This is a genomic window from Sporosarcina sp. SAFN-015 (assembly GCF_051966875.1).
Classification (GTDB): domain Bacteria; phylum Bacillota; class Bacilli; order Bacillales_A; family Planococcaceae; genus Sporosarcina.
The window spans coordinates 499,131-524,980 of record NZ_JBQCKP010000002.1 but is presented as its reverse complement, the minus strand read 5'-3'; the positions used below and the strand labels follow the sequence as shown (position 1 = coordinate 524,980).

The following is a 25,850-nucleotide window of genomic DNA, read 5'->3' as shown; positions in this document are numbered from 1 at the left end:
GCCAGGATCAAACTCTCCATAATAGAGAAATTCGAGTAGCTCGAGTTTCTTGCTGGCATCATTTAAGATGTCAATTTTGAATCCAAAGATTCGTTTCGTCTCTTCACCGACAAGTCGGCTGCAAGACTTTATTTGTTGACGTTTTGCTGTTCAGTTTTCAAGGTTCATTTCATCGCTATCTTTTAGCGACTTTACTAATATAACACATTACCCAAAACGCGTCAAGCGTTTTTTTAAAAATAATTGGAGCGGGTGAAGGGAATCGAACCCTCATCATCAGCTTGGAAGGCTGAGGTTTTACCACTAAACTACACCCGCGTATGAAATTTGGCGCGCCCGACAGGAGTCGAACCCATAACCTTCTGATCCGTAGTCAGACGCTCTATCCAATTGAGCTACGGGCGCTCGGTTTTTTAATATGGAATTTGGTGCGGTAAAGAGGACTTGAACCTCCACGGGGTTAACCCCCACTAGGCCCTCAACCTAGCGCGTCTGCCATTCCGCCACTACCGCATTATTTGCGACACACTTTATTATACAACTCTCAGTAAGAATGTCAATAAGTTTTTTAAAGAAAATGGTGAGCCATGCAGGATTCGAACCTGCGACCCTCTGATTAAAAGTCAGATGCTCTACCAACTGAGCTAATGGCTCGTGCTTGGTGTTATGTCTTGTTGTTAAGGAATGAGATCCTTTTATATGAAGACGTTGGATTGCTTTTGTTTTAAAGCTATTTTGCATCTATTCCTTTTAAGGATTAGTGCTTTGGTTATTAAAACCGATTTGCTCCAAACGCCAAAGGCGTTTCTCGCAAAACTTTTTAATCGCGAAGCGCTTAAAAAGTTTGGCTGGGGTAGCTGGATTCGAACCAACGAATGACGGAGTCAAAGTCCGTTGCCTTACCGCTTGGCTATACCCCAACGATTTGATTAATCTTCATGTCTTTCTCTTTGTAAATTAAGGCGCTTATTTCGTTTACCCTTTTTACTATGAACATAAACATAGAAGTTATACATAAAAAGTTGGTGACCCCTACGGGATTCGAACCCGTGTTACCGCCGTGAAAGGGCGGTGTCTTAACCGCTTGACCAAGGGGCCGTTTTATTAATTCGAGTAGGAAGTTCAATTTGCTTTAACGTCATTCCCTAATCGACTTTTCCTATTATAGACACTGATCATCCATCCGTCAATACTTTTGTTGAACTTTTTTTTGAAGATGTGAGTAAGCTCTTGCCAAGCCCATAGCTAAGCGGCTTGGCGAGGGCTTTAATTTTGTATGAAGACAATCTCACCGGCACATTTACCGCAACGATATTTCCGTACGTCCATTCTTTTTCTCCGTCTGTATTCAAGACGGCAGGATTTGCATTCATATAGATAGATCTTTTTGGATTTGCTGTTTGCCTTCCCTAGTGGCTTGCAATATCTTGGCGAGCCGGTTTCTCGTAATAGTTTTTTAAAGTCCACGTCCCCATGGCGATATCCTTTTCCTTCTTGGTGCAGATGGTAATGGCATAGCTCATGTTTAATAATGCCGACGAGTTCTTCCCTATCGTAAAGTGCAAGAACAGCAGGGTTGATTTCGATGGAGCCGTCGAGCAATTTATAGCGTCCGCCCGTCGTTCGAAGACGGGCGTTGAATCGGGCTTCGTGTTTGAATGGTTTTCCGAATGCTTCTATAGATAGTCGTTGGACGAGTTGCTGCAATTCACTTTGAGTCATGCTCGTTTTCACGTTTGTGAATCAATTCCCTTTAGGCGGAATCATTGTCAATGAAATTCTGCCTTTGTTTTTATCTACAGCTTCCACCCAGACGGTTACGATGTCACCAGAAGCGACGACGTCCAGTGGGTGTTTGACGAAGCCTTTTTTCAATTTCGATATATGGACAAGGCCGTCTTCGTGAACGCCGATATCGACAAATGCGCCAAAGTCGACAACATTCCGTACGGTCCCTTGCATCTCAAGTCCTTCATATAAATCTTTCATGTCGAGAACGTCCGCTTTTAAAATCGGTTGCGGATAGTCGTCCCGCGGATCTCGGTTCGGCCGCTTCAATGTGTCTATAATATCGCGCAATGTCACTTCGCCGATATCCAGTTTCTCTGCAAGCGCCTTGCTATCCAATGCGGATAAAGCATCGACCGCCTCTTCCTTCCCTAACAGACTTTTGTCCACTCCGGCTTCCGACAATACTTGTTCCGCAATAGAGTAACTTTCAGGATGGAGACCTGTCGAATCGAAACGGTCTTTTGCTTCCGGTATACGAAGGAAGCCAATCGCTTGTTCATATGTCTTCGCACCGAGTCTCGGAACTTTCTTCAGTTGGGTACGTTTGTGGAAGAGCCCTTCTTCCTCACGCGCCTTGACGATGTTTTCTGCAACCGTCTTTGAAAGGCCCGCCACGTATTGCAGCAACGAAGAAGAGGCGGTATTTACGTTCACACCTACCCGGTTTACTGCTGTTTCAACGACGAACGACAAAGACTCGGACAATTTCTTCCGGGCAACATCATGCTGGTATTGTCCAACACCGATCGATTCAGGATCGATTTTCACGAGTTCGGACAATGGATCCTGCAATCGCCTCGCAATGGAAACGGCGCTCCGCTGTTCGACCTGCAGATCAGGGAACTCTTCTCGCGCTTGAGCGGATGCCGAGTAAACACTCGCTCCTGCTTCATTGACAATGACGTATGCAACCGGATCCTTCGACTCCTTAATGCAATCCGCGATGAATTTTTCCGTTTCCCTCGATGCAGTTCCGTTTCCGATTGCGATAATCGGTATATTGTATTTCGCTAGTAGCGAAAGAATCGTTTTCTTAGAAGATTCCTTGTCTGTCTTCGGAGGATGCGGATAAATAACCGACACTTCGAGCATCTTCCCAGTTTCGTCAATGACCGCTAATTTACAGCCTGTCCTAAAAGCGGGGTCGACGCCTAGTACCATTCTGCCTTTTAGCGGCGGCTGTAATAGAAGGCTCTTCAAGTTTTCCGAGAATACATGAATTGCTTGGGCTTCCGCCTTTTCCGTCAGAGCTGTCCTAATTTCGCGCTCGACAGATGGTGCGATCAGCCGTTTGAATGCATCCTCCGTCGCTGCTTTCACATGCACCGCAGATGGAGATTGCTGTTTTTTAATTAATTCTCGTTCGAGGGTGCCGACAATCCGCTCTGTCGGAAATGCTACACCTACGCGTAAAACTTCTTCTTTTTCACCTCGATTTAAAGCAAGCACACGGTGTGGAACAATTTTTTTCAACGGTTCCTCATATTCGTAGTACATTTCATATACGCCACGTTCATCTTCAGCGCCCTTACGGAACGTGGAAGCCATTTGACCGTCCGACCAGGCAAGTTTCCGAACGATTTCCCGGAGCGCTGCGTCATCTGCAATCCGTTCTGCAATAATATCGCGCGCTCCCGCAAGTGCCTCTTCTACGGATGCAATATTCTTTTCTTCATTCACAAATGATAATGCAAAGTCTTCCGGATTTTCCGGACCGAATGCCATCAATTTGTCCGCCAACGGTTCAAGTCCACTTTCGATCGCAATCATCGCACGGGTGCGTCTTTTCTGCTTGTACGGCCGATACAAGTCTTCAATCCGCTGCAAAACAGTGGCAGATTCGATGTCCTTCTTCAGCTCGTCAGTCAGTTTTCCTTGCTCTTCAATTAACCGGATGACTTCCTCTTTCCGCTGCTCCAGTCCTTTTTCATAATGATACGCGTCCTCGATCGCCTTGATTTCCACTTCGTCGAGGGATCCGGTTGCTTCTTTCCGGTACCGCGCGATGAAAGGGACCGTATTGCCTTCGTCAAGAAGAGAGATGACATTTGCGGTTTGCTTCGTACTGATCGATGCTCTTTTTGCTGTTGCTGCTATTAGTTTATCCGTCATTCATTCCCACCCTTTCTTTCTTATTATAAGTTTACCATTTCCCGTTGCACTTACTCCAATCCAGCCCATGAAAAAAACCTGCTTCAATTTACTGAAGCAGGCTACCGGCGATGAATGTCGCGTCGTCGCCGGATTGTGCGGATTCTTTTACGATTTTGTACAAGTCATAGGCGTTAGAGCTTTGCTTCATACTTGCTTTCGGACTGTTCAGCGTAATTCCGTCCGAGTGAAGGAAAAATAAATCGCCTACGTCGTACTTATATTTTTGCGTGTTCATTTTTTGCGGTCTTCCTGAAAGATATCCCATGACAGGCAGAGGATATATCATCTTGTCGCAGCCGTGTAGAATGTAAAGTCGGACGTTTCCGACACAGCTGTATTCAATCGTGCCTTCCTTATAATTCACGCGCACGATCGCAACGGCCGCACCGCGTTTTTGAACCATATATTCATTGCACCGGCTCAGCAGTTCATCGAGAGATTCATGATGATAGCGCTCGAGGACATGTGGGATGACTTCCGCGGATTGTCTTGCGACTACTCCGTTTCCCAAACCATCAGCAATCGCACAGATGAAGTAATCTTCTTCGGAATGGATATAATACGTATCCCCCGACTCCATATTGCCATGCTTTGCTGCGTTATAGACATACGCCTCTACATGATCATTTTTGAACGTCTCCACTACGATGCACCACCGGCTGCCACTATGGCTTCTTGAAGTTTCTTAATCGCTTTCCGTTGCAGTCTTGAAACATGCATTTGCGAAATACCGAGACGTTCACCCGCTTCTTTTTGGCTCAACTGCTCGATATATGTATACTGGATGATCTGCTTTTCACGTTCCGACAACACATTGAGCGCATTCGCCACAACGAGTCGATGGTCCGTTCGCTCAAAACCATCATCCGCTTCACCAATAATATCGAACAAGGTGACTGTGCCGCCTTCCGAATCGGCTTCCAGCGTATGGTCCATCGAAAGAGCTTGGTAGCTCCTTCCCATCTCCATCGCTTCTAAGACTAATTCTTCATCGGTACCTAAGTATTCCGCAATTTCACTTACGAGAGGTGAACGTTGCATTTCAATCGTCAACGCTTCGACCGCGGCCTTAATTTTCGGACCGAGCTCCTTGATGCGCCTAGGCACATGTACTGCCCATGTTTTATCGCGCAAGAACCGTTTGATTTCCCCGACAATCGTCGGTACGGCAAAAGCTTCGAAGCTGCGCCCTAGTTCCGGATCATATCGGCGGATCGCTCCGAGGAGCCCAAGCATGCCGACTTGGACAATATCTTCATGATACGGTTTCCCGTTTGAATATTTACGGGCGATGGAGTGGACGAGCCGTTCATAATGAAGGACGAGATTCGTCTGCGCTTCATCATCATTTGTCTCTTGGTATTGCCTGATCCATTCCAATACTTGTTCTTTCGTATCCGGCTTATGAGTTGGCTGTTCGTTTGACATCTTCTTCGCCCCGCTCTCTGCCGAGATATTTGGTCATAAAGACCGTCACGCCCTCCTCATGATGAAATTTCACTTCATCCATGAGCGTCTCCATCAAATAAAGCCCAAGTCCCCCTTCGCGGAGGAAACGAGCATCTGATGTGTCGCTATATGGTCCAATATGTTTTTTTGTTTCTTCAAAGTCGAAACTCGCTCCGTGATCTGCAATCATGATTTCCAACCGCTCTTCATACAAAGCGCACCCGACAACGACTTCTCCCTCTTCATCCTCGCCGTAAGCATGCTGGACAGCGTTCGTGATTGCTTCGCTTGAAGCGATCTTCAAGTCTTCGATGTCATCGTATGTAAACCCTAGCCGGCTTGCGATTCCCGAAATCATCAATCTTGCAACACCAACGTATTGAGCTTTTGCGGGTATTTTGATTTCTATATAATCATAATGTTGCATTATTGTCCTCACTTTCCTTCTGTTCAATATCGATAATTTCATTCAGACCGGTAATTTCAAATAGGCGGTTCAAACGTTTGTTTAAGCCCGTTATCTTCACATGTCCGCCATTTGCGGAAACGGCCTTATAAAAACCGACGAAAACACCGAGGCCTGTACTGTCCATATAGTCCACTTCGGATAGGTCCAGCTCAGCTTTCAATCCTTGAATATTTTCCACGGCCGCTAAACGTTCTCTCAGCACAGGTGCCGTGAATGCATCTATTTCCCCGACAACCTTAAAGTATTGAACACTATTTTCTTCTAGTAACTCAACCTGTAAATTCATTTCTGCACCCCGACTCTCGATTTTTGTGTTGGATAATACACTACACATCTTCATACCCGCCACTCAAAAAATTAAACCCGTTTCGGCTCTTTTTTAAAAATTACAATCGTGAAGTCATCGCTCAGTCGATAGTTTTGAAGATCAGAAAGAGTATGATAGACATGCTCCGCAATTTGCTGGGCAGATCGATCTTTCACTTCGTGAAGAAGATCTTGAATTGTTGCAATGTCGATAAATCCATCTGCAGTTCTTGTTTCTGTAACGCCGTCCGTCATCATTGCAATGAAGTCCCCGTCGTTAAGCACTACCGAATGCTCCTCATATTGAGCATCCGGTTTGACGCCGAGAAGAAGTCCTTTTGCGTCTAATTCTGAAAACACGTCAGCTCTGGAATCGAAATGCAATGCCGGTTCATGTCCAGCAGATGCATACGAGAACGTCGTATCCTCGGAATTATATTTGCCGTAAAACATGGAAATGAACATCGAGTCGTCAACACTTTTCTCGACAATTCGATTAATGATGCCAAGTACATTTTTGGGGCTCGTATTTTCATCGGGCAAGCCGTCCATGCCGAATTTGATCATGGACATGCATAACGCCGCAGGAATCCCTTTACCGATCACATCTGCTACGGCGACGCCCGATTCATGCTCCTTATTAAGGAAATAGACATAGTCCCCATTCATCTGTTTTGCCGGCTGCGAAATATACCCGACGTCCAGCCCGCTGACGCTTGGCATTTTCGTTTTCAGCAAAGTATCTTGCACTTTCGTCGCGACATTCATTTCCATTTGGATCGCTTCCTGTTTACGAATGAGGCTTTGATGCTCACGCAATGTAAGCCCGTAGTGGATCATCATTTCGATCAGAAAGTCCAGTGAATCCCACACTTCGTTTCGCAGTTGAGGATGAAGCTCGAGTAATGCGTTTTTGTGTATGCTGATAACATCTTCCGGCGCAATCTCTTTTTCAATGAATCGCCTGCTAAATTGTTGCCCGACATAGAGATCCTCTTCGCTATGGCTCTCCAAATATTTTTTCATTATCTCTTTGTACTGCCTTCCGACTTCTTGTGGCATCCACCATCACCTCCTCAATGAAGCCATTTTGTTGTCGTAATAGTTGTCCCTGCCCCAGGTTCCGAAACAACTTTGAACTCGTCCATAAGCCGCTTTACTCCCGGCATTCCTGCTCCGAGACCGCCCGAAGTTGAAAAGCCGTCTTCCATCACTTTACGCAAATCAGGAATTCCTGGTCCTTCATCGGAGGCGATGATCTTGATGCCGAATAACCCGCCCTCCGTTACTCTTTCAATCTCGATCTTCCCTTTTCCCGCATACCCGCATACAAATAAATATTCCTCGCCAATTCACTGATTGCGGTCGTGATACGCGCTTGGTCGACGGTTCCGAAACCGGCCTTCTTTGCTTCGTTACGCCCTAACTGCCTTGCAGCAACGATATCCCATTCCGTGATTATCTCTACAGAAGACCTAAAGTTCATTGTCAGGCCTCCAATTCTTTATAAAGTTTATCCAAACCGTTTTCCAAGTCTAGTGCTGTCATTACATTATTCAATCGAATACCAAGCTCGATCAATGTAATGGCGACTGCTGGCTGAATGCCAGTAATTACAACTTTTGCGCCCATCAATCCTGTCATATTGATCACATCCCCCAATACTTTTGCGATGAAGGAATCAATGAAATCAATCGGCGTCAAGTCGATTACAACTCCGAGTGCCGCAGTCTCATGCATTTTATTTAACAGATCTTCTTGAAATTGAATAGCCGTCTGGTCATCCAGTTCCCATTGGATAGAGACGATGAGGACTTCATTCAATTTCAAAATCGGTATACGTGCATTCAATTAGCTTTCACCTCCACGATTGCTCGATTCGTCATTCCCAAAGCAGCTTGCATTCCCCTTTGCAATGTGCTTTTTGTCGTGAATTCGTGTAAATCAATACCAAGGGCTACAATTGTTTGTGCGATTTCAGGTCGTATACCGACAAGCATGCACTTCGCTCCGACTAAACGCACCGCTTCCGCCGCCTGAATGATATGATGCGCAACCATTGTATCCACGACCGGGACTCCGGTAATATCGAGCAGTACTACATCAGCCCGCTGGCTCACTACGCCTTCCAAAAGGTTTTCCATAATCAACTTCGCGCGTTCTGTGTCGATCGTTCCGACTAAAGGCATGACCGAAATTTTGTCGAATACTGGAATCAAAGACGCGGACAGCTCCTGCAATGCGATTTTTTGCAAGCTGACCGTTCTTTCCCATTCCGTCGAATATGCATCAATAATGCTTTCCCGCAATGGATTGATCCAATTTCTGAACAGGACGTTGAAAGCCCTCAGATTGCTGTCGTTAATGATCTCTTTCTCTTCCAGAAATTCGTATACGACATCTGAAAAATTGTCGATTGCCTTATTCACAAACTTGATCGCCCAGCCGAACCGTACAACTTTCTCGGTGAAGTCGTTAATCCTTTCGGTATTTGCAGCGGATGAATCGGTAATATTGGAAGTCATAAGCACTGCGAATTCTCGGCTTGTTTTTTCGACAAGATGGTCAGGCATGAAGTGGAAGAAACGTTCTCCCTTCTCTTCCTTCATCCTTTTTATCCAACGGTCGATGATTTCATCCATATTCTGATTGATGCCTTCTACCATTATTTTATTCATTACGTCAAATTGCCTCCTCGCCAAAATGAAAATCCCATATGTCCATTGTACAGAAAAAAGTTGAATTGGACAGCTATTTCAACTAAGGTTGGAAAAACGCGCAGCATGCCGTAATAGCTCATAAAACACCGATTAAGTGCATAAGTCCTGAATTCGAAGCATAAATGGATAAAACGACGCATAAATGCAACAACGAGCGCATAATTCGCTAAAACAACGCATAAAGCGCGTAATATACACCTAACTGTGAATGCCGCATGCTCAAGATTACCCACAAAACAAAAAACACTCCGGAAGTCGAGGTCCGCAGTGCTTTTACATATGTATTCAAAATTTAACTAACCCGAAGCTGATTTCTAACGCTTCGTCTACCTTTTCCATCAATGGTTCATCCAAATGGGTAATTTTATCCGTCAGCCTTGACTTGTCGATTGTGCGAACTTGCTCGAGCAGGATTACGGAATCCCGCTCGAACCCATACCGTTCCGCATCAATTTCAACGTGTGTCGGCAATTTAGCCTTTTGGATTTGTGCAGTAATTGCTGCAACAATCACTGTAGGGCTGAACCGGTTGCCTATGTCGTTTTGGATAACAAGGACCGGTCTCGTCCCTCCCTGTTCTGAACCAACGACGGGTGACAGGTCTGCAAAAAAGACGTCCCCACGTTTTATTGCCAACTTTTCATCCTCCGCTTACGAGACGTTCCACCGTATGCTGGGCTTCGAGTTCCGCATGCAAGCATTCCTTTGCAATTCGTAAGTTGATTTGCGACATTTCAACGTAGCCGATCATCATCGCTTCACGGATCGTATCCGCTTCACGATCTGTCATATTCCGCTTCGTTGAAACGTAAACGAATTCTCCACGCTCCGGCTCCTGATGGACGGCCGTATGTTCAATTTCATTCCCTTTAGATACTTTTACGATTTTTATGTTTTTCTCTCGCAATTCTAGCACCTCCGACAGACCCCGTTCCCTCGATCGATTCTATTCAAAATCTATCTTACCATTGAACTTCGACAATGAGAAGACAAAGAAGGATTTTTATTGACAAGAATCTTCAAATAAAGTGGTCTTTTGTCGAAAGTTGGAACAGTATACATCTTATCCATGTGAGGTTCAATATATTCTCGGTACACGTTTTCCAATTGTAACCGCAATCTCGTAAGGAATCGTCCCGAGCCGGTCCGCCCATTCTTCCATCGTGATCTCTTCCTCGCCTTGTCGTCCGAGCAATGTCACTTTCTCACCGACCGGCAATTCACGAGGCAGCTTTACCATGCATTGGTCCATGCAAATCGTTCCGACAATCGGCATCCGTTCGCCAGCGATCAACACTTCTTGCCCGCGAAGCCCACGTTTCAAACCGTCTGCATAGCCGATCGGCAATGTGCCGATCCATTCATCCTGCTCGGTTTCATATGTTCCCCCGTAGCTGATCTTGCTGCCCTTTTCAAGCTTTTTCACATAAGCCAGTTCTGTCTCGAGCGTGAAAGCCTTTTTCAGCTCAAACGGCAATTTCGTTCCGACATATGATGAAGGCGCGATGCCGTAGAGACTGATGCCAAAACGGACAGCATCGAGTGCATATTCCGGATATAGCAGCGTTGCTGCACTGTTCGAAGCATGGACGAGTGGTGGCCTTTGCGGGAATTTGTCCACCAATTCCATGAACCGGTTGAATTGTTCCTCTGTTCTGCAAGAGTCTTCCTCATCCGCACAGGCGAAATGAGTGAAAGTCCCTTCAAGACGTATAGTAGTCGTTCCTTCAATTACTTCACTAATTTCTCGGATGGCTTTTTCATCTCGCAGACCGATACGACCCATGCCGCTATCTATTTTCACATGGACATTCAACGGGCGGTCTACTCTCTCAATCATCTCACTTGCTTGACGAAGCCACTGTGCATCCGAAACAGTGACACGGATTCCGAGTTCTGTAGCCTTTTCCGCAAAACTAACCGGGGACGGGCCCATCACAAGGATATCCGCAGTAACGCCCCCATCTCGCAAATGTAAGGCTTCATCAGGTGTCGCAACCGATACCATCCGAGCCCCTGCTTCAATTGCGGCTTGTGCGACTTCAACCTCACCATGGCCATAGCCGTCCGCTTTTACGACGGCTATGACGGAAGTATGATGAGGCAAATATTGTTTCAAACTGTTAATGTTTTCTTGTATCGCATGTAAATCGACGATTGCTTTCGTAGGACGATAATATTCCACATGAATCCCTCGTTTTTCTATTGATGATTCTATTATCAATCCTATTAGCTTTCTACGTCAATTAATTCTAACTTATTTGCTATCTTCCGGATGCATGGAAGACGCCACTTCTATTAATTCGTCAGGTGTCAATGTGGAGGATGCTACAAAGAAAGCTACTCCATCTTGCTCCCAACGGATTGAGTTAGCCGTCAATGCCGCCACTGTAAAGCCCAGGTCGACCGGATCTCCTTCGATAGAGACTGGCAGTTCATTGTCCGGAGTTTCCGCCGGCTCTTGTACGACTACGAATTCCTTGTCTGCGCCGCTGAAAGTCATGAATGTTCGAACCCCGTTCTCTGTTGCGACCATTTCTTCTTCAACGACTGTACCTTCCCAATCCAAGTTAGGATAGTACTTCATCATTCCTGTTTGGCCATCTTCAGTCGATTGCGGTTTTTTTACGGGCTGGCCTTCCATATCGACTGCATAGTCAGATGCCTTATGCTCTACACCAAGTGTGATTTTATTAAACGTCACACGAATCTTTTCTTCCTTGTTTTCATCCATGACCGACACGTACTTCGGCAGCAATGTTTTCTTATCAATATGGATTTGTTGTGTCGGAAGGACTTTCTTATGGTTATTCCTTGATGCCGTTTCGAATATATACGTCTTATCCTTTTCTTGCATCGTAGAATTCTTATCCGCCTTGATATCGTCCGATAATGTTCCGATCAAGTACGGCATGCTGTTTTGCGTCGGCCAATCACTTTGGAACTTATACGTTTTTCCGAGTGACGGCGTGATGACAAAAACACCTTCTTCATTTCTGACGATCATTTGAGAATCTTGGCTACCCGCTTGTGAAACGTTGACTTTGTAAAAATCAGGCTTCGTGTGCCATACAGTTACGTCGTACACTCTTGGTTCAGACCCCGTCTTAATTTCCATTGTCGCCTGCAATTCATACCCTTTCGTCTCGTTCCACTTCCCACTGAGCTTCTTCATGACATCCTCTTTAGACGGTGATCCACAAGCTGCTAGCAGTGTCATGATTGCAACTAGCAATAAAACAAAAATTCGGCTGCGCATACAGTTCATCCTTTCTCATTTCAATCGGGTAGGTCATCTTATGAGAGTGGACAGTCATTTATGCGAGCTTGTTCAATTTCAAAAACATTATTTCATCAAAATGACTTGTGCGGCAGCAACTGTATTCGTATGAGTAATGGAGACAAACCCTGCCACAGCCTTGCCATCGAAGGACAACACCGGCTTCCCGGACGGTTCCGGGAGTATTTCTATTTGTTCGAACCGGCAACCATTGCCGATTCCTGTTCCTCTCGCTTTCGCAAATGCCTCTTTCGCAGAAAACCGCCCCGCGAGAAATTCAATCTTCCGATGCGGCTGGAGTGATTCGTACAGTTCCAACTCTTTTGCAGTCAAGATGCGCAGCCGGAATTTATCCGATCTTTCATCTAACTTTGCAATCCTTTCCAATTCCACAATATCCAATCCGATGCCTGTTATCATTGTCTTCGTCCCTTTCACGCACTATTTTCGCTAGTAGTTCATACTTCTTATCCGTTCATAAACTATGTATAATAAAAACCAAAGGTCAGGTGAAATAGATGTTTATTCGAAGAGAAAACTTCTCCCAATATATCCGTTTATATCCGTTCGTAACCGCATTGCTAGCAATCAACATCCTCGTTTACATTGTAACGGGATTACCGATTCAAGGGAGCCGGTATTTGTATTATATGGGTGTCGGGTACAATCCATTGATTTCCGAAGGTGAATGGTGGCGGCTCGTCACGCCGATGTTTTTACATGCAGGTCTCATGCATCTATTGTTCAATATGTTTTCGCTGTTCATCTTCGGTCCCGAGCTTGAGCGGATTGCCGGCAAGGCGCGCTTTCTGACGATCTACTTGCTGTCGGGGATTTTTGCGAACATCGCCTACTTCTTCCTCGGAGATGACCTCATTCCCCATGTCGGAGCGAGCGGTGCGATATTCGGTATTTTCGGCGCTTTTGGTGCACTCGTCTACTATACGAAAAATGCATTTCCCCAGCTGCGTCAAATTATGCTGCCGATCATCGTTATTAGCGTGATTATGACCTTCCTTCAGCCTGGCGTCAATGTCATCGGACATATCGCCGGCCTGATCGTCGGCTTCATCATCGGATTAAGCTACTTCCATCCGAAGAGGATCATCAGTTGGCGTTAGATATTTAAAAGCCTGCGAACGCTCGCAGGCTTTTTTCATTCGACAGATTTGCCTTTCTCATACCAGCTCAAAATTTCTTCCGCCTCTTCCACTTCCATATGTTGAACGGTTGCGTGATAGCTGCCCATGCCCGATTTAATATTGGCAATAATCGTCGCTACACCTTTCCGTTTATGGAAGTAGCTTTGTTTCATCTCCATCGACTGGACCCGTTTTTTCATCATGTAGGCCGTCTGCAAACTGAATGCCCTGAACCGCATCGTCAATTGGTTCCCGATCATATCATACGCAGCTGAGCGGTGCTGCCACATGCCGTATGCGATGATGACAGGAATGATTGCGAGCGAAAACAGACCGTACGGAAAAAAGAAGTATATGAGGGCACCGATGACGGGTAGCATCCAGACAAAGTCAATGCGATAGTAAAACGGCCTTCCCTTCGCCGTCAGCTTTTTCGTAGGCTCCTCCAAACACAAGTCAGGGAAAATCTCCTCCAAATAAGCTTCCACCTTGTTCCTTTTCACAATCGGGAATAAATTAATTTTCGAACTTTGTCCAATGCTTCCCCCTGCGCTATGGATTGCTACGGAAGCATAGCCGAATAGCTTCCTGAAAGGATTTTCGACGACTACAACACTTTGGATCCTCTTCAAAGGAACGGTTACTTTCTTCTTCTCTAGCAGCCCTCTCGTAATGATAATATCTTCCTTATCCAGTTCAATCGTAAAATTAAAATGAGAAAGGAATGTCATCACGACAGATAATATCCATACACCGAGCAATCCAAGGAACACAGCAATTGCTACAATTAACACACCGAATTTGATGAATGCGGAAATTTCCTCAAACATCCACTCGAACGGAATGAGATCACTGAACTGAGAAAGGAAAATTGCCGCCCCGGACAAGATCACTCCAACACCGCCAGAAGTCGTAGCGAGCACCAACAAATCCTTTGTCGTCATCGTGAAGATCTTTCGTAACTTCGATACCTCTTCGATAGGTATCTCTTCCTCGATAAGATTCACCATTTCGCCTTCTGTGATCGGCATTTCCCTTTGCCGTTTCTTCGCTTCGGCCATTTCCTTTTCGACACGTTCAGCGGCTTCTTTCGTAATCGCCGTCAATTCCCCTTCCGCTTGCTTCGCCGAGGAGCTGCCCGCTGTTTCCACTTTCACTTTCACAAGCCCGAACGGCCGATGGAAAATTCCTTCTGTGTAATCCAGGCTCTGGATTCGGTCGAACGGGATATATCGTTTCTTTTTCACGAATAAACCTGACTCGATCCTAAGCTCATCATCCTCAAACCAATATTCAAACCGTCTCCATTTCACAATTCCCGCAATGGCCAACGCGATGATCAAGACTCCGAAAATGATGAAGGACAAATAATCAATGTACCATAGCCCTGTCCCTCCACGTTTCCATCCATTCGCAAATATTAAAACAACGAGCGGCAGGATTGCCTCTTTCATGGTTTTCAGCACTTCGATAATTGCAGTGATCCAATGAAGTTTATAACGTTGCTGTTCAGACATCATCTTCCGCCACCCTTGCAAGCACGGAAATCCTGCCGCGCAGTTCATCAGCTTCCTCCATGATCAACGCTGGGATTGTATGGACTGTGGCAGCTGTTGATATCGAGATTTCAGCCAATCCATATTTCCGCAAAATCGGACCTTGTGATGTGTCGACATGCTGGACACGAACCATCGGGATGAGCGTCCTTTTTACGATGAAAAGGCCGTGCTGCAATTCAATTTCAGATTCTCTCACTTCATAGCGCCATCTCATCCATCTCACCTTTGGAAACAAAATGATGATGAAGTAGGCGAATAGTACGAGAACGATAGCTTCAATCGGATAGATCCACCATGGCCATTCGAATATGTATACGAGCACGCCGCCGCCAATGGCTACCAACGCGAGAATGATTGTTTGAATTAAGCCGTATAATCGCCAAACTTTCAAGCCTTTCGGAGAAATCCTGTTTGCAGGTTGAACTCTCATTTCCACAACACCTCTTTCTATTCTTCCATTGTATACGTAGTGATAATAAAAATGTTTCATTTCGAAAAAGAAAAAACCCCGGAGGATGAAGTTTCATCTCTCCGGGGTGTGTATTATCTTTCCGATTTGCCTCTTGAACGATCTCTGCGTCCGCCGCCGTCTCGGCTTCCACGACGTGAACCGCCGCCTCCGCCATAACCGCGTCCGCCACCGTGTGAACGTCCTCCGCCACGGCTTCCTTTAAAGCCGCCACGATCACGGGAGCCCGTTTTGCGCGATGGCAATGGGCGTTCTTCCGTAATTTTAACAGGTGTGTCATCTGGTTCTTTCGTCAATGATCTAATCGCAGCCGCGACGATATCCTTCGCTTCGAATTTCTCAAGAAGCTCAGATGCTAGTGCCTTATAGTCGTTGAGTTCATTTTTCTCAACAATCTCCGATAGCTGTTCTATCGCAAGACGTTGTTGTCCGATCAATGCCTCGTCTTCTGTCGGCGGCTCAAGTGGAGTCATACGCTTTTTCGTCGTTTCTTCAACGACACGTAGGTAACCCATCTCACGCGGTGTTACGAATGTGATCGCCATACCGCTTTTGCCTGCACGACCTGTACGGCCGATACGGTGTACATAGCTTTCCGGATCTTGTGGAATGTCGAAGTTGTAAACATGCGTTACGCCTGAAATATCCAATCCACGTGCTGCCACGTCTGTTGCAACAAGGATATCGATTTTATTATCTTTAAATTGGCGTAGAACCGACATACGCTTTGCTTGCGTCAAATCGCCGTGGATTCCTTCAGCAAGGTAACCGCGGATACTTAATGCATGTGAAAGCTCATCAACACGACGCTTCGTACGTCCGAAGATGATTGCAAGTTCAGGTTGGTGAACGTTCAACAAACGTGAAAGGACATCGAATTTTTCTCTTTCTTGTGCTTTCACGAAGAATTGGTCAATGTTTTCGACTGTCATTTCTTTCGACTTGATTTTCACCATTTCCGGCTCTTTCATGAATGTTTCCGCAATCTTACGGATTGCTGGAGGCATTGTTGCAGAGAACAGAAGCGTTTGGCGTTCTGCCGGTACGGCTGCCAAAATCGTATTGATGTCTTCGATGAAGCCCATGTTAAGCATTTCATCCGCTTCGTCAAGGACAAGCGTATTTACATTGTTCAATTTCAACGTTTTACGGTTGATATGGTCAAGAATACGTCCCGGAGTTCCAACAACAATTTGTGGATTATTGCGTAAAGCTCGAATTTGCCGGCCAATTTCCTGGCCACCGTATACAGTTAACACACGCGCGCGTTTGCCGTATCCGATTTTATAGATTTCTTCGGACACTTGGATCGCTAATTCACGTGTTGGTGCAATGACTAGTGCTTGTACTGCAGGATTGTTCACATCGATTTTTTCGATGATCGGAATACCGAAAGCAGCAGTCTTACCTGTACCTGTCTGTGCCTGACCGATTACATCGCGGCCTTCCATGCCGAATGTGATTGTGCCTTCTTGGATCGGTGTCGCTTCTTCAAATCCCATGCGCTGTAGAGCGTTTTGTGTGGATTCGCTAATATTTAGTTCTGAAAATTTCGTCAAACTTCTCAATCTCCTTTAGTTTCTTCATTTAGCAATTGGTTACATTTGCAAATGAAAGCACGGCAAATTCGAGCCTTAAACTTCTATGGGAACGTTTCCGATATTTTGTTTTCTCTGGAGTGGGCAAAAGTTCAAATGGCTGAACTTCATAAATTTCAGAGGCATTGTGAAAGGAAAGCTGGTCTTTGCCGATCGGGTTAGTCTCCAGTGTAGTGCTTCGAGAGACTGTAAACCGTTTTATTCAAAAAAAAGTACTCTTCGCCACCGGAAGAGTCTCGTGTAAATGTATCCAATACTTATAGTAGTTTATCACGCTTGACGGTCATCCGCAATCAATCCGCCTTAAAAGTAATAATCAGAATTCGTATAAGTCTTTCTTCATGAATTCATATACTTTTGTGTACCATTCATGGCAGTCATCACTATAGCAAATATGATGTTTCCCGTTTTCGGAGATGATGAGCTGCTTCTGCTCCGAACCGAGAGAACGCAATAGATGCTCCGCTGTAGAAAAAGGAACGATGCCGTCCTTCTTTCCTTGTACAACGCAAACCGGCGTTGTGATCTTACCGTAATACGGTTCCACCATTTTGACGACCCGCACAAATTCCTTTGCGGCATGAAGCGGTGTATTCCGCAACTTGTAGTCATACAAATGATAAAACGTGTTCGGCGGATACTTTTTCGTTACGGATTCGGCAAGCATAATGGCTGCATCCTCCAGCAGTATGCGGGGACTAATATACTTCGCTGCCGCACTAAGCAGTACGAGCTTATCGACTTTGTACCGCAATGCCAAGTACAGGGCGATGATGCCGCCCATCGAGAAGCCGACAATGATGATATGGTCAACTTCCTTCCGTAACCGGTTGAGGGCGAGCTCCGCTTCCATCATCCACGATTCCGCCGATACTTTGCGTAAATCGATAGGAAAGTCGTGTCCCGGCAAGATCGGGATAGAAGTGATCCAGTCCGTCCTTTCCTCCACATACTGAATGAAAGGGCGGACTTCAAACGTCCCTCCTGTAAAGCCATGGAGGAACAACACGCCTGTTTTCATGCTTGCAGCACGCCATCCATAATTGTTTCCAGCGCCATTCCCCTTGACCCTTTCAGCAAGACGATTGTGTCCTTGTCAATGGATGAAAGGAGCTCCGCAATCAATGGATCGTAGTCGTTCTCCGACCAGATGACTTTTGTTTCATTCCCATTTTTCTTAAGCTCTTCATAAAGCCACTTCATTCGCGGGCCATATAAAAGAATTCCGTTTGCATGTATTGTGCCTAGCTGTCCGGCAATCGATTCGTGGTAATGCCGTTCATTTTCGCCAAGTTCGAGCATATCTCCCAAAACAGCCCATTTTTTAGAACGAAGCTTCGTTTCTTTCAAGAATGAAAGGGCCGCTTGCATGGATGTCGGCGCCGCATTGTATGCGTCATTAATGAAAAGCGCTCCGTTTTGCGCGACGACCGGCTGCATTCTCATATCCGTAAGCTTTGACTGACGAAGTGCCGTGTCAATCTGTTCATTGCTAAGACCGAGTTCATGCGCAATCAAAATCGCAGCGAGCGAATTTTTCACTTGATGGGATCCAAAAACCGGTATTGTAAATTGGCTATCGATAATTCCTTTGACGGCAAAACGGCTTCCTTCATCCCCCGATTCTGTTGAATCGAGAGAAAGACGCACGTGTTCTCCGTATCCGAAAGAAATCGCTCTCAGCTCCGGATGATCAGCAACTAGCGTATTTAATAACGGTTCGTCGCCATCATAGATAAGAGCGCCATCGTCCTGAAGGCCATCAATGATTTCGAATTTAGCTTTGGCGATCCCTTCACGCGATCCGAGATTTTGCATATGCGCTTCACCGATATTCGTAATGACAGCGTAGTGTGGCTTCGCCAAATATGAGAGGAACGAAATTTCGTTAAAGTCGCTCATCCCCATTTCAAGGACAGCGACTTCCGTATTTTCATCCAATGAAAGGATAGTCAACGGCAATCCTAATTCATTATTAAAATTGCCTTCCGTCTTTCGCACATTGAAATAAGGCGATAGGACGCTAGCAACTAAATCCTTCGTCGACGTCTTGCCGTTCGAACCGGTAATGCCGATGAATTTACATGCGAGTTGATCCCGATAGGCGCGTGCAAGCTGCTGCAGCGCGAGTTCCGGATCATCGATGAAAATAAGCGGGATATCTGCAGGTGCGTTCGGTTCATCTTTCATCCAAAGGGACGCTGACGCCCCTTTTTCAATCGCTTGTCGGACGAATTGGTGGCCATTCACCTGTTCGCCGCGGAACGGGATGAACAGGTCGCCTTCCTTCAATGTGCGCGTATCGAACGACACACCAGTTACAACGACTTCGTCCATCTGTTGCCCTTCAGCCTGTAGCCAACCCGCCAATTCAGTCAATAAACGTCTCATTCTTTATCACACTCAATCCATTGTATATTGTATCTGTTTCTTTTCTTCATGCCGTTCAAGTGCAAGTTCAATCAGCTTATCAATCAATTCCGGGTAAGACGTTCCTGTGTTTTGCCAGAGCAACGGGAACATGCTTGTCGGTGTGAAGCCAGGCATCGTATTGATCTCATTGATAAGCACTTCATCCTGGTCTGTCACGAAGAAGTCCGCGCGCACTAGTCCAGCGCAATCAAGCACTTTGAATGCCCGGATCGCCATATCCTTCAATGTCGTTTCCACTTCGTCGGTTACCGGAGCAGGGATGAGCAGCTCCGTATTGCCGTCTTGGTATTTCGCTTCGTAATCATAAAATGCCGCTACCGGTTTGATCTCTCCGAGGACAGAGCACTTCGGATCATCATTACCTAGGATGGCAACCTCGATTTCACGCGCAGTGACACCTTGCTCGACGATAATTTTCCGGTCGAATTTCAATGCGAATTCAACTGCGGCAATAAGGCTTTCCCGATCAGTCGCCTTGCTAATGCCGACGCTTGAACCTAAGTTTGCCGGCTTTACGAACATCGGGAACGTCAATTCCTTCTCCATTTTCTTCACCCAATGCTCTTGGTCCTTTTTCCATTGAGTTCGGATGAAATAGACGTAAGGAACTTGCTTCAGCCCAACTTGGTTGAAAAGCTGTTTCATAATTACTTTATCCATACCCGCAGAAGAAGATAGCACTCCATTTCCTGCATATGGGATATTCATTACTTCGAACAGCCCTTGAACTGTTCCGTCTTCCCCATTCGTCCCGTGCAATAGGGGCAGAATGATGTCCGGCGTTCCGTTGCCGTTTAGAAAATCGTGGATGCTGTCAGGCTTCCCATCAGCACGCTTTAATCGCAGCTGTTCAATCGATTCCGCAGGGGCGGCGAGCGGTTCCCCTTTCCTCCATTCACCTTCATACGTTATATAGACAGGAATCACTTCATATTTGTCAAAGTCAATTGCATTCGTTACCGCCGTAGCAGTCGATAGGGATACTTCGTGCTCTGCGGACTTCCCGCCATACACTAAACCCAATTTCTTTTTCATCGATCTCCCTCATTTACCGTTAGATTTCGTTCCTTTAGTTTACCACGAAACGACTTGCCCGTTCGTAAAATATCATGATACAGAAGGACCTTTTTGTTTCTAGGCAACTTCCTGCCTGGCGGGACGTCACTTTGAAGGACATGAATATGGACACGGTATACGCTATACTATAGATTGAAAGTTTCATTCACTGTATATGTATGCACGGGCAATGAGTAGTTTGAATAATTGACTTATAGAAAAATCCGTACAAACAAACTGTTTTCCGTTATAATAATATGAGGTTTCCATGCCAAACCAATTAACTGATAAGGTGAAATATATGAATATAGATAAAAAACCCGTAGACCGGTTCGACTGGCCGCTTGCGTTCATTATGCTTTTATTCTTCACGATCAGCATTATCGCCATCGCATCCGCTCAGACGACAGGACAATACAAGATAAACTCCGTCCCGATAAACTTCATCCCGTCGCAAATCCAATGGTATGTCATCGGCTCTATTATCATCGCAATTACAATGTATTTGGAGCCAGAACAGTATAAGAAAGCCGCCTGGATCATTTATGGAGGCGGGGTATTCCTCTTAGTTGCACTTTACATTTTGCCTGATAGCTTGGATCTTGTCGCTCGCAGAAACGGAGCAAAAAGCTGGTTCCACCTTCCATTCGGCATCGGTAGCATTCAGCCAGCCGAATTTATGAAAACGTTCTTTATCATAGGGATGGCACGCACGATTACGAAACACCATGAACGCTACTTGGAAAAGACGTTGCAGACAGACTTTCTGCTGCTCGGTAAAATCTTTGCAGTTTTCAGCATTCCATTTCTATTCATCATGCTTCAGCCTGACTTGGGTACCGGTCTCGTCTTCATCGCCATTACGACTGCTTTAATCATCGTCGCGGGCATCACTTGGCGGATTATCCTTCCGATTTTCATCGGCACTGCCGCCTTGGGGGGAACACTTCTGTGGATGGCGTTGTACGCTCAAGACTTCTTGGCGAAACTCGGCGTTAAGCCGTATCAGCTTGAACGAATTTACTCATGGCTCGATCCTTATTCGTATGCGTCGAATGAAGGGCGACATCTCATCACATCACTGAATGCCATCGGGTCGGGAGAAATATTCGGGAAAGGGTTTCAAGGGCGTGAAGTTTATGTGGCCGAGAGCCATACCGATTTCATTTTCAGCACCATCGGGGAAGATTGGGGATTCATCGGCGCGAGTGTCGTTATTTGCCTTTACTTCTTCCTGATCTATCATATGACGAAAATCACGCTTGAACTTAAGGATCCATTCAGCACATACATTTGCGCAGGCATCATCGCAATGATCACATTCCACGTGTTCGAAAACATCGGCATGACGATCCAATTGTTGCCAATAACAGGTATTCCATTGCCATTTATCAGTTACGGGGGCAGTTCATTAATGGGCAACATGCTCGCAATCGGCCTCGTCTTCAGCATGAAGTTCCATCATCGGACGTATATGTTTAGTTCGGATGACGATGAATAGAAAAGCGGAAACGACCGGTTAGGTCCGAAAAGCATAAGACGGATTGGCGAAGCGGCGCTTTTTGCCGCACAGCCGATCCGGCTTATGACCCGAGGACCTGGTAGTTGGAGCTGGACAATAAGAAAAGCGGAAACGACCGGTTAGGTCCGAAAGGTATAAGACGGATTGGCGAAGCGGCGCTTTTTGCCGCACAGCCGATCCGGCTTATGACCCGAGGACCTGGTCGTTGGAGCTGGACAGTAAGAAAAGCGGAGGGCGCCCAGAGCTGGACAATACCGCAAAGCGAAAAAAACCTCCCGCATGCGGGAGGTTTTTGTTATGACTGAATTTGTGGGTCATTTGAAGGTGGCGCGAGGGCTTTCAGCATTTCCATACGGGATTTCGTTGCTGTTGCCGAAACACCCAACTTCGCCAAGTTGGTGATGATTTTTTTCAAATCAACTTTTTCTTTCGCCATCTTTTCCACCTCGACCTTTCTATATGTTGTTGACGTATCTTCGCATTGGAAAGTTTCATCATTGATATGAAATTCATACCAATTTTCATCTATACACATCATACCACTCCTGTCCACTTTTAAATCTTTCAATTATGTTACAAATTGTTCGCCTTTTGTAAATGCTTTATACAAGAACTAAAAATAAAAGCTTGCGATTGAAATGATTAACGTCTATACGCTGCTTTCCGGCCGACTTTCTCTTTTATGCAACAGGCGAGACAAAAATGAGTGAGCAGGAGATGATTTATTCGCACGCAATGCCTTTTCCTTTGTCACTATGTGAAAGGCAGAGTAAAATAGTCATATTGATGTCAATTGAAAGCGGGTTCATTTATGAAAAAATCAATTCTACTACTTATGTCTGTACAATTTTTTGTATATCTCGGATTCGGCATTATCATTCCCATTTTGCCAGAAGTGATCGTGCAACAAAATCTGTCTGAAATACATGTCGGAGGATTGTTGACGGTTTATTCTCTCGCATCGTTCTTCACTGCCCCGCTTTGGGGTTCATTATCCGATCGCACAGGACGTAAAAAACTGATCATCGTCGGACTTATCGGCTTTAGCTTAAGCTTCTTCCTATTCGGGTTCTTCACTGAGAGTCTTACGATGATGTATCTTTCACGTGTTGTTGGAGGGATTTTCTCTGGGGCATTGTATACGGCAGTTACCGGATTTGTCGGAGATATGACGACGGAGGAAAATCGGAATAAGTATATGGGCTTGCTCGGTATGTCAATCGGGCTCGGGTTCATTTTCGGACCAGCAATCGGAGGCGTACTAGGTCATTACAGTTTGCAACTACCGTTCATCGGGTCCGGCATTCTGACCCTGTTATTGGTCATCTATGCTGGCGCGATATTGAAAGAGCCGGAACGTCTCGGCGAGGCCAATAAGCGCGCATTGTTACCGAAAGGCGGTGCTATGCTCTGGCAATACAGGATCCGGAACTTATTCTTGCTTTCCTTCATGGTGACATTGATCTTGGCAGGAATCGAATCGACATTCCAATTGTTCCAAATATCTGCGATTGAAATCACACCGCAGCAAGTCGGTTATTTATTCATGGCAAGCGGATTTGTTGATGCGGCTATTCAAGGCGGAGTCGTCCGCCGGGTAAAAAATGGTTCGGAGACGAAGTGGATTTTAGGCGGCCAAATCGTTACGGCTGTTGGACTTATTTTGATTCCTTTCACAGGGAGCCTTTTCTGGGCGGGTGTTGCGCTCAGCGTCTTTACGGCAGGGAACGCACTCGCCCGTACGGTACTTGTTTCATTGACTTCGAAGGAATCTGGCGGCAAATATGGGACAGCTGCAGGTATGACGTATTCGATGGACAATATGGGACGCATCATCGGACCACTTTTATTCACATGGCTATTCACAAGGATGACAGGCGAAATCTACTATATTTCCGCAGCACTTGCTGTCATTTCGATTGTCTTCATTTTCATGTATCGCAAATCTTCGAAGACATTGCGTTCAGCGTAATTGAAGTAGACATAAAGTTAAGGGCATTCCTTGTTGGTTACAAACAATATGGCATGCCCTTGACTATTCACTTTTTCGCGTCCCCATTTGCAAAAGTCGATTCTTACTCTCAGAATACGCATGATACTTTAACTCGATAATTCATTATGATATTCTATTTTTTTATTACTAGTGATTACAAGATTAACAATTAGCCATACAACTTGAAGTATAACCGGAATTATAAATGCGATTAATAAAACTATAAATGCTACTAATTTTGCTTCAGGCGTCTGAATAACACCTGCACCATCAACTTCCCTCAGCCAAACAAAAGCTGAACCTACTGCTAAAACGACAATCCAAAAAGCGTTAGCAACCCACCAAAAAAGCCATCTTTTTTTCATATTCTCACATCCTAACAATTCACATAATTACTGAATTCATTGTACAGCAAAGGCGAATTCACGGTAATGGACCTGAGATATAATTTAAGCTAAGTCTTGAGGCGTATAAAACTCGGTAGCAAAAAAAGAGACACAACATATTTATCGTGCAATATGCCGTGCCCTGTCTTATTTACTTCCAATCATTTGTTAATCCACTGTAACCGCCAAACCCTTAATTTTCAACGATGGAGAACCGATGTACCCGCTAAAGCTCATCGGCGAGAAGACTAGGTCACTGCCAATACCCTCAATGTCTTGGAGTACTTCAAAGAAGTTCCCCGCTACAGTCATTTGCTTCGTCGGCCCGACTATTTTGCCGTCCTTTACAAAATATCCGTTTGCTGCCAATGAAAAGTCACCTGAAATCGGGTCTGCACCGGAATGCAACCCAGCTAAATCAGTAATGACAATACCTTCCTCAAACCCTGCGTAAAGCTGCTCATACGTTTGATAGGCAGGTTCAATATAGAAATTAGACGGGCTCACTTCGACAGAACCCTTATAGGAACTGCGATATGCATGACCTGTCGTCTCCACTCCATCTTTTTTCGCAGTCTTCAAGTTATGGAAGTAGGTTTGTAAGTTCCCCTCCTCCACAATGTTAAGCTTTCGCGTCGGAACTCCTTCAGAATCGAATGTCGCACTTTGAATCCCCGCGGGCAGAAATGGGTTATCAATCAGATTCACATGAGCCGCCGCAATCTTCTCGCCTACTTTGCCTTTCAGGCGGGATCGGTTATCTTGTACAGCTTCGGCCGAGAAAGAGGATGTGAATGTCGACAAAAGAGAAGCAGCTGCCTCGTTTTTCAATACTACAGGGTAATTTTTATTAGGATAATTCCTTTCCCCTAACATGCTAACACCTTGTTCCACGACCTCTTTTACGATTTCGTCTATATCCAGTTCATTAAAATCTTTACTGATTCTAAAAACAAATCCAGATTTCAATTCGTCTTTTTCCTGCACGAGAATGGATACATAAAATAGTAAAAAGTTATTCGCTTCCTTAAGCTCCAACCCTTTATCGTGGAAAAGGCCTTTTTCAAATTTCTGGTTCTGCATTTGGGATGTAGTGACCTTCTTTACCCGCGGATCAGATGATAGAATTTTCTTCTCCACTTTCTGCAAAAATAGAATCATATCTTCCGGCTTAACGGTATCCAATTCTGGACTGTAAAACTGGATTTCTTCATACTCGGCTTTTTGCGTAAATAACTCTTCCGGTTCATTTTCGATCAGTTCCGCATTTTCTACTGCATTCTTCAGCAAGAATGCAACCGAATCCTCATCAAATTTTTCAGTAAAGGCGTAACCGGTTTTCCCATTATGCATCCCCCTGATAGATGCCCCTTGAACATCGGAGAAGTCGTATTTATCCACTTCACCTTCATATAAACCAATCGTAAGACTTTCTTTTTTCTCATAATATAGTTCTAGATCGGTAAACCCCAATTTCTCACCTTCAGCAAACAGCCGCTCTTTCAATTGTTCAACGCTCATTT

Annotated in this window: 26 protein-coding genes, 6 tRNA genes and 1 pseudogene; 3 read left to right on the top strand and 30 right to left on the bottom strand. The window is 45.4% G+C overall.

Annotation, left to right across the window (positions count from 1 at the left end; genetic code table 11):
- Positions 1-244 precede the first annotated feature (244 nt).
- The 21 genes and pseudogenes from ACTHPA_RS05775 to acpS all read right to left on the bottom strand — a co-directional run bounded on the left by ACTHPA_RS05775 (position 245) and on the right by acpS (position 12,589).
- Positions 245-318, bottom strand: a tRNA-Gly gene (locus ACTHPA_RS05775).
- 10 nt (positions 319-328) lie between these two features.
- Positions 329-405: transfer RNA gene (locus ACTHPA_RS05770), tRNA-Arg, on the bottom strand.
- Between the two features lie 21 nt (positions 406-426).
- Positions 427-513, bottom strand: a tRNA-Leu gene (locus tag ACTHPA_RS05765).
- A 65-nt stretch (positions 514-578) separates the two neighbouring features.
- Positions 579-654 (bottom strand) — tRNA-Lys (locus ACTHPA_RS05760).
- Between the two features lie 191 nt (positions 655-845).
- Positions 846-920 (bottom strand) — tRNA-Gln (locus tag ACTHPA_RS05755).
- Between the two features lie 103 nt (positions 921-1,023).
- Positions 1,024-1,098 (bottom strand) — tRNA-Glu (locus ACTHPA_RS05750).
- A 168-nt stretch (positions 1,099-1,266) separates the two neighbouring features.
- Positions 1,267-1,722: a SprT family protein gene (locus ACTHPA_RS05745; RefSeq protein ID WP_440499197.1), complete on the bottom strand. Its 456-nt coding sequence runs from the start codon at positions 1,720-1,722 to the stop codon at positions 1,267-1,269.
- Between the two features lie 21 nt (positions 1,723-1,743).
- On the bottom strand, positions 1,744-3,903 hold the full coding sequence (locus ACTHPA_RS05740; RefSeq protein ID WP_440499196.1) for a Tex family protein: 2,160 nt from the start codon (positions 3,901-3,903) through the stop codon (positions 1,744-1,746).
- An 88-nt stretch (positions 3,904-3,991) separates the two neighbouring features.
- Positions 3,992-4,588: a PP2C family serine/threonine-protein phosphatase gene (locus ACTHPA_RS05735; RefSeq protein WP_440499195.1), complete on the bottom strand. Its 597-nt coding sequence runs from the start codon at positions 4,586-4,588 to the stop codon at positions 3,992-3,994.
- Positions 4,588-5,373, bottom strand: coding sequence for an RNA polymerase sigma factor SigB (gene sigB, locus ACTHPA_RS05730; protein WP_440499194.1), 786 nt, complete (start codon positions 5,371-5,373; stop codon positions 4,588-4,590). Before sigB ends, ACTHPA_RS05735 begins: the two co-directional genes overlap by 1 nt.
- Positions 5,348-5,821 (bottom strand): anti-sigma B factor RsbW, encoded by a 474-nt coding sequence (gene rsbW, locus ACTHPA_RS05725; RefSeq protein ID WP_440499193.1) that lies wholly within the window; start codon positions 5,819-5,821, stop codon positions 5,348-5,350. The genes sigB and rsbW overlap by 26 nt, the downstream gene beginning before the upstream one ends.
- The gene (locus ACTHPA_RS05720; protein ID WP_440499192.1) at positions 5,808-6,149 is read right to left on the bottom strand and encodes an anti-sigma factor antagonist; all 342 of its coding nucleotides are present in this window, start codon (positions 6,147-6,149) and stop codon (positions 5,808-5,810) included. The genes rsbW and ACTHPA_RS05720 overlap by 14 nt, the downstream gene beginning before the upstream one ends.
- A 71-nt stretch (positions 6,150-6,220) precedes the next feature.
- Positions 6,221-7,231, bottom strand: coding sequence for a PP2C family protein-serine/threonine phosphatase (locus ACTHPA_RS05715; RefSeq protein WP_440499191.1), 1,011 nt, complete (start codon positions 7,229-7,231; stop codon positions 6,221-6,223).
- A 14-nt stretch (positions 7,232-7,245) separates the two neighbouring features.
- A pseudogene (locus tag ACTHPA_RS05710) lies at positions 7,246-7,655 on the bottom strand (anti-sigma regulatory factor).
- A gap of 2 nt (positions 7,656-7,657) precedes the next feature.
- On the bottom strand, positions 7,658-8,020 hold the full coding sequence (locus tag ACTHPA_RS05705; protein WP_060205888.1) for an STAS domain-containing protein: 363 nt from the start codon (positions 8,018-8,020) through the stop codon (positions 7,658-7,660).
- Positions 8,017-8,847 (bottom strand): RsbT co-antagonist protein RsbRA, encoded by an 831-nt coding sequence (locus ACTHPA_RS05700; protein WP_440499190.1) that lies wholly within the window; start codon positions 8,845-8,847, stop codon positions 8,017-8,019. Before ACTHPA_RS05700 ends, ACTHPA_RS05705 begins: the two co-directional genes overlap by 4 nt.
- 327 nt (positions 8,848-9,174) lie before the next feature.
- Positions 9,175-9,525 (bottom strand): type II toxin-antitoxin system PemK/MazF family toxin, encoded by a 351-nt coding sequence (locus tag ACTHPA_RS05695; protein ID WP_060205884.1) that lies wholly within the window; start codon positions 9,523-9,525, stop codon positions 9,175-9,177.
- Between the two features lie 4 nt (positions 9,526-9,529).
- The gene (locus ACTHPA_RS05690; RefSeq protein WP_440499189.1) at positions 9,530-9,796 is read right to left on the bottom strand and encodes a transcriptional regulator; all 267 of its coding nucleotides are present in this window, start codon (positions 9,794-9,796) and stop codon (positions 9,530-9,532) included.
- Between the two features lie 171 nt (positions 9,797-9,967).
- Entirely contained in the window at positions 9,968-11,074 is a 1,107-nt protein-coding gene (gene alr / locus ACTHPA_RS05685) for an alanine racemase (protein WP_440499188.1), read from the bottom strand.
- Positions 11,075-11,146: 72 nt separating this feature from the next.
- Entirely contained in the window at positions 11,147-12,148 is a 1,002-nt protein-coding gene (locus tag ACTHPA_RS05680; RefSeq protein WP_440499187.1) for a LolA family protein, read from the bottom strand.
- 87 nt (positions 12,149-12,235) lie between these two features.
- Positions 12,236-12,589, bottom strand: a complete 354-nt coding sequence (gene acpS / locus ACTHPA_RS05675) for a holo-ACP synthase (protein WP_440499186.1) — start codon at positions 12,587-12,589, stop codon at positions 12,236-12,238.
- A gap of 98 nt (positions 12,590-12,687) precedes the next feature.
- On the opposite strand from acpS, the gene ACTHPA_RS05670 reads away from it, so the two are divergent.
- The gene (locus ACTHPA_RS05670; protein ID WP_440499185.1) at positions 12,688-13,290 is read left to right on the top strand and encodes a rhomboid family intramembrane serine protease; all 603 of its coding nucleotides are present in this window, start codon (positions 12,688-12,690) and stop codon (positions 13,288-13,290) included.
- Between the two features lie 35 nt (positions 13,291-13,325).
- Here ACTHPA_RS05670 and ACTHPA_RS05665 read toward each other — a convergent pair whose 3' ends face one another.
- From ACTHPA_RS05665 to ACTHPA_RS05640, 6 genes are all read right to left on the bottom strand, one after another.
- On the bottom strand, positions 13,326-14,831 hold the full coding sequence (locus tag ACTHPA_RS05665; protein WP_440499184.1) for a PH domain-containing protein: 1,506 nt from the start codon (positions 14,829-14,831) through the stop codon (positions 13,326-13,328).
- Positions 14,821-15,300: a PH domain-containing protein gene (locus tag ACTHPA_RS05660; protein WP_440499183.1), complete on the bottom strand. Its 480-nt coding sequence runs from the start codon at positions 15,298-15,300 to the stop codon at positions 14,821-14,823. Before ACTHPA_RS05660 ends, ACTHPA_RS05665 begins: the two co-directional genes overlap by 11 nt.
- Positions 15,301-15,413: 113 nt before the next feature.
- A complete protein-coding gene (locus ACTHPA_RS05655) occupies positions 15,414-16,898 on the bottom strand; it encodes a DEAD/DEAH box helicase (RefSeq protein ID WP_440499182.1) in 1,485 nt (494 codons plus the stop codon).
- A 355-nt stretch (positions 16,899-17,253) separates the two neighbouring features.
- Positions 17,254-17,958, bottom strand: coding sequence for an alpha/beta hydrolase (locus ACTHPA_RS05650; protein ID WP_440499181.1), 705 nt, complete (start codon positions 17,956-17,958; stop codon positions 17,254-17,256).
- The gene (locus ACTHPA_RS05645; protein ID WP_440499180.1) at positions 17,955-19,328 is read right to left on the bottom strand and encodes a UDP-N-acetylmuramoyl-tripeptide--D-alanyl-D-alanine ligase; all 1,374 of its coding nucleotides are present in this window, start codon (positions 19,326-19,328) and stop codon (positions 17,955-17,957) included. Before ACTHPA_RS05645 ends, ACTHPA_RS05650 begins: the two co-directional genes overlap by 4 nt.
- 12 nt (positions 19,329-19,340) lie before the next feature.
- Positions 19,341-20,405, bottom strand: a complete 1,065-nt coding sequence (locus ACTHPA_RS05640; RefSeq protein WP_440499179.1) for a D-alanine--D-alanine ligase — start codon at positions 20,403-20,405, stop codon at positions 19,341-19,343.
- Between the two features lie 289 nt (positions 20,406-20,694).
- On the opposite strand from ACTHPA_RS05640, the gene ACTHPA_RS05635 reads away from it, so the two are divergent.
- Positions 20,695-21,927 carry an FtsW/RodA/SpoVE family cell cycle protein gene (locus tag ACTHPA_RS05635; RefSeq protein WP_440499178.1) on the top strand — a complete coding sequence of 411 codons (1,233 nt, stop codon included), beginning with the start codon at positions 20,695-20,697 and terminating at the stop codon, positions 21,925-21,927.
- Positions 21,928-22,243: 316 nt separating this feature from the next.
- Here the strand turns inward: ACTHPA_RS05635 and ACTHPA_RS05630 are convergent, their stop codons facing one another.
- Entirely contained in the window at positions 22,244-22,384 is a 141-nt protein-coding gene (locus ACTHPA_RS05630) for an Lmo0850 family protein (RefSeq protein ID WP_440499220.1), read from the bottom strand.
- 375 nt (positions 22,385-22,759) lie between these two features.
- On the opposite strand from ACTHPA_RS05630, the gene ACTHPA_RS05625 reads away from it, so the two are divergent.
- Entirely contained in the window at positions 22,760-23,920 is a 1,161-nt protein-coding gene (locus ACTHPA_RS05625; RefSeq protein ID WP_440499177.1) for an MFS transporter, read from the top strand.
- A 128-nt stretch (positions 23,921-24,048) separates the two neighbouring features.
- On the opposite strand, the gene ACTHPA_RS05620 is transcribed toward ACTHPA_RS05625, so the two are convergent.
- Positions 24,049-24,306: a DUF3923 family protein gene (locus ACTHPA_RS05620; protein WP_440499176.1), complete on the bottom strand. Its 258-nt coding sequence runs from the start codon at positions 24,304-24,306 to the stop codon at positions 24,049-24,051.
- 189 nt (positions 24,307-24,495) lie between these two features.
- Entirely contained in the window at positions 24,496-25,848 is a 1,353-nt protein-coding gene (locus ACTHPA_RS05615) for a TldD/PmbA family protein (RefSeq protein ID WP_440499175.1), read from the bottom strand.
- Between the last annotated feature and the right edge of the window lie 2 nt (positions 25,849-25,850).

What these genes read in the sequence shown, in the direction of transcription:
- ACTHPA_RS05745 (WP_440499197.1), bottom strand. Translation starts at nt 1,722, where the DNA reads ATGACTCAAAGTGAATTGCAGCAACTCGTCCAACGACTATCTATAGAA.
- ACTHPA_RS05740 (WP_440499196.1), bottom strand. Translation starts at nt 3,903, where the DNA reads ATGACGGATAAACTAATAGCAGCAACAGCAAAAAGAGCATCGATCAGT.
- sigB (WP_440499194.1), bottom strand. Translation starts at nt 5,373, where the DNA reads ATGTCAAACGAACAGCCAACTCATAAGCCGGATACGAAAGAACAAGTA.
- rsbW (WP_440499193.1), bottom strand. Translation starts at nt 5,821, where the DNA reads ATGCAACATTATGATTATATAGAAATCAAAATACCCGCAAAAGCTCAA.
- ACTHPA_RS05720 (WP_440499192.1), bottom strand. Translation starts at nt 6,149, where the DNA reads ATGAATTTACAGGTTGAGTTACTAGAAGAAAATAGTGTTCAATACTTT.
- ACTHPA_RS05715 (WP_440499191.1), bottom strand. Translation starts at nt 7,231, where the DNA reads ATGCCACAAGAAGTCGGAAGGCAGTACAAAGAGATAATGAAAAAATAT.
- ACTHPA_RS05700 (WP_440499190.1), bottom strand. Translation starts at nt 8,847, where the DNA reads ATGAATAAAATAATGGTAGAAGGCATCAATCAGAATATGGATGAAATC.
- ACTHPA_RS05680 (WP_440499187.1), bottom strand. Translation starts at nt 12,148, where the DNA reads ATGCGCAGCCGAATTTTTGTTTTATTGCTAGTTGCAATCATGACACTG.
- acpS (WP_440499186.1), bottom strand. Translation starts at nt 12,589, where the DNA reads ATGATAACAGGCATCGGATTGGATATTGTGGAATTGGAAAGGATTGCA.
- ACTHPA_RS05670 (WP_440499185.1), top strand. Translation starts at nt 12,688, where the DNA reads ATGTTTATTCGAAGAGAAAACTTCTCCCAATATATCCGTTTATATCCG.
- ACTHPA_RS05665 (WP_440499184.1), bottom strand. Translation starts at nt 14,831, where the DNA reads ATGATGTCTGAACAGCAACGTTATAAACTTCATTGGATCACTGCAATT.
- ACTHPA_RS05660 (WP_440499183.1), bottom strand. Translation starts at nt 15,300, where the DNA reads ATGAGAGTTCAACCTGCAAACAGGATTTCTCCGAAAGGCTTGAAAGTT.
- ACTHPA_RS05650 (WP_440499181.1), bottom strand. Translation starts at nt 17,958, where the DNA reads ATGAAAACAGGCGTGTTGTTCCTCCATGGCTTTACAGGAGGGACGTTT.
- ACTHPA_RS05645 (WP_440499180.1), bottom strand. Translation starts at nt 19,328, where the DNA reads ATGAGACGTTTATTGACTGAATTGGCGGGTTGGCTACAGGCTGAAGGG.
- ACTHPA_RS05640 (WP_440499179.1), bottom strand. Translation starts at nt 20,405, where the DNA reads ATGAAAAAGAAATTGGGTTTAGTGTATGGCGGGAAGTCCGCAGAGCAC.
- ACTHPA_RS05635 (WP_440499178.1), top strand. Translation starts at nt 20,695, where the DNA reads ATGCCAAACCAATTAACTGATAAGGTGAAATATATGAATATAGATAAA.
- ACTHPA_RS05630 (WP_440499220.1), bottom strand. Translation starts at nt 22,384, where the DNA reads ATGGCGAAAGAAAAAGTTGATTTGAAAAAAATCATCACCAACTTGGCG.
- ACTHPA_RS05625 (WP_440499177.1), top strand. Translation starts at nt 22,760, where the DNA reads ATGAAAAAATCAATTCTACTACTTATGTCTGTACAATTTTTTGTATAT.
- ACTHPA_RS05620 (WP_440499176.1), bottom strand. Translation starts at nt 24,306, where the DNA reads ATGAAAAAAAGATGGCTTTTTTGGTGGGTTGCTAACGCTTTTTGGATT.
- ACTHPA_RS05615 (WP_440499175.1), bottom strand. Translation starts at nt 25,848, where the DNA reads ATGAGCGTTGAACAATTGAAAGAGCGGCTGTTTGCTGAAGGTGAGAAA.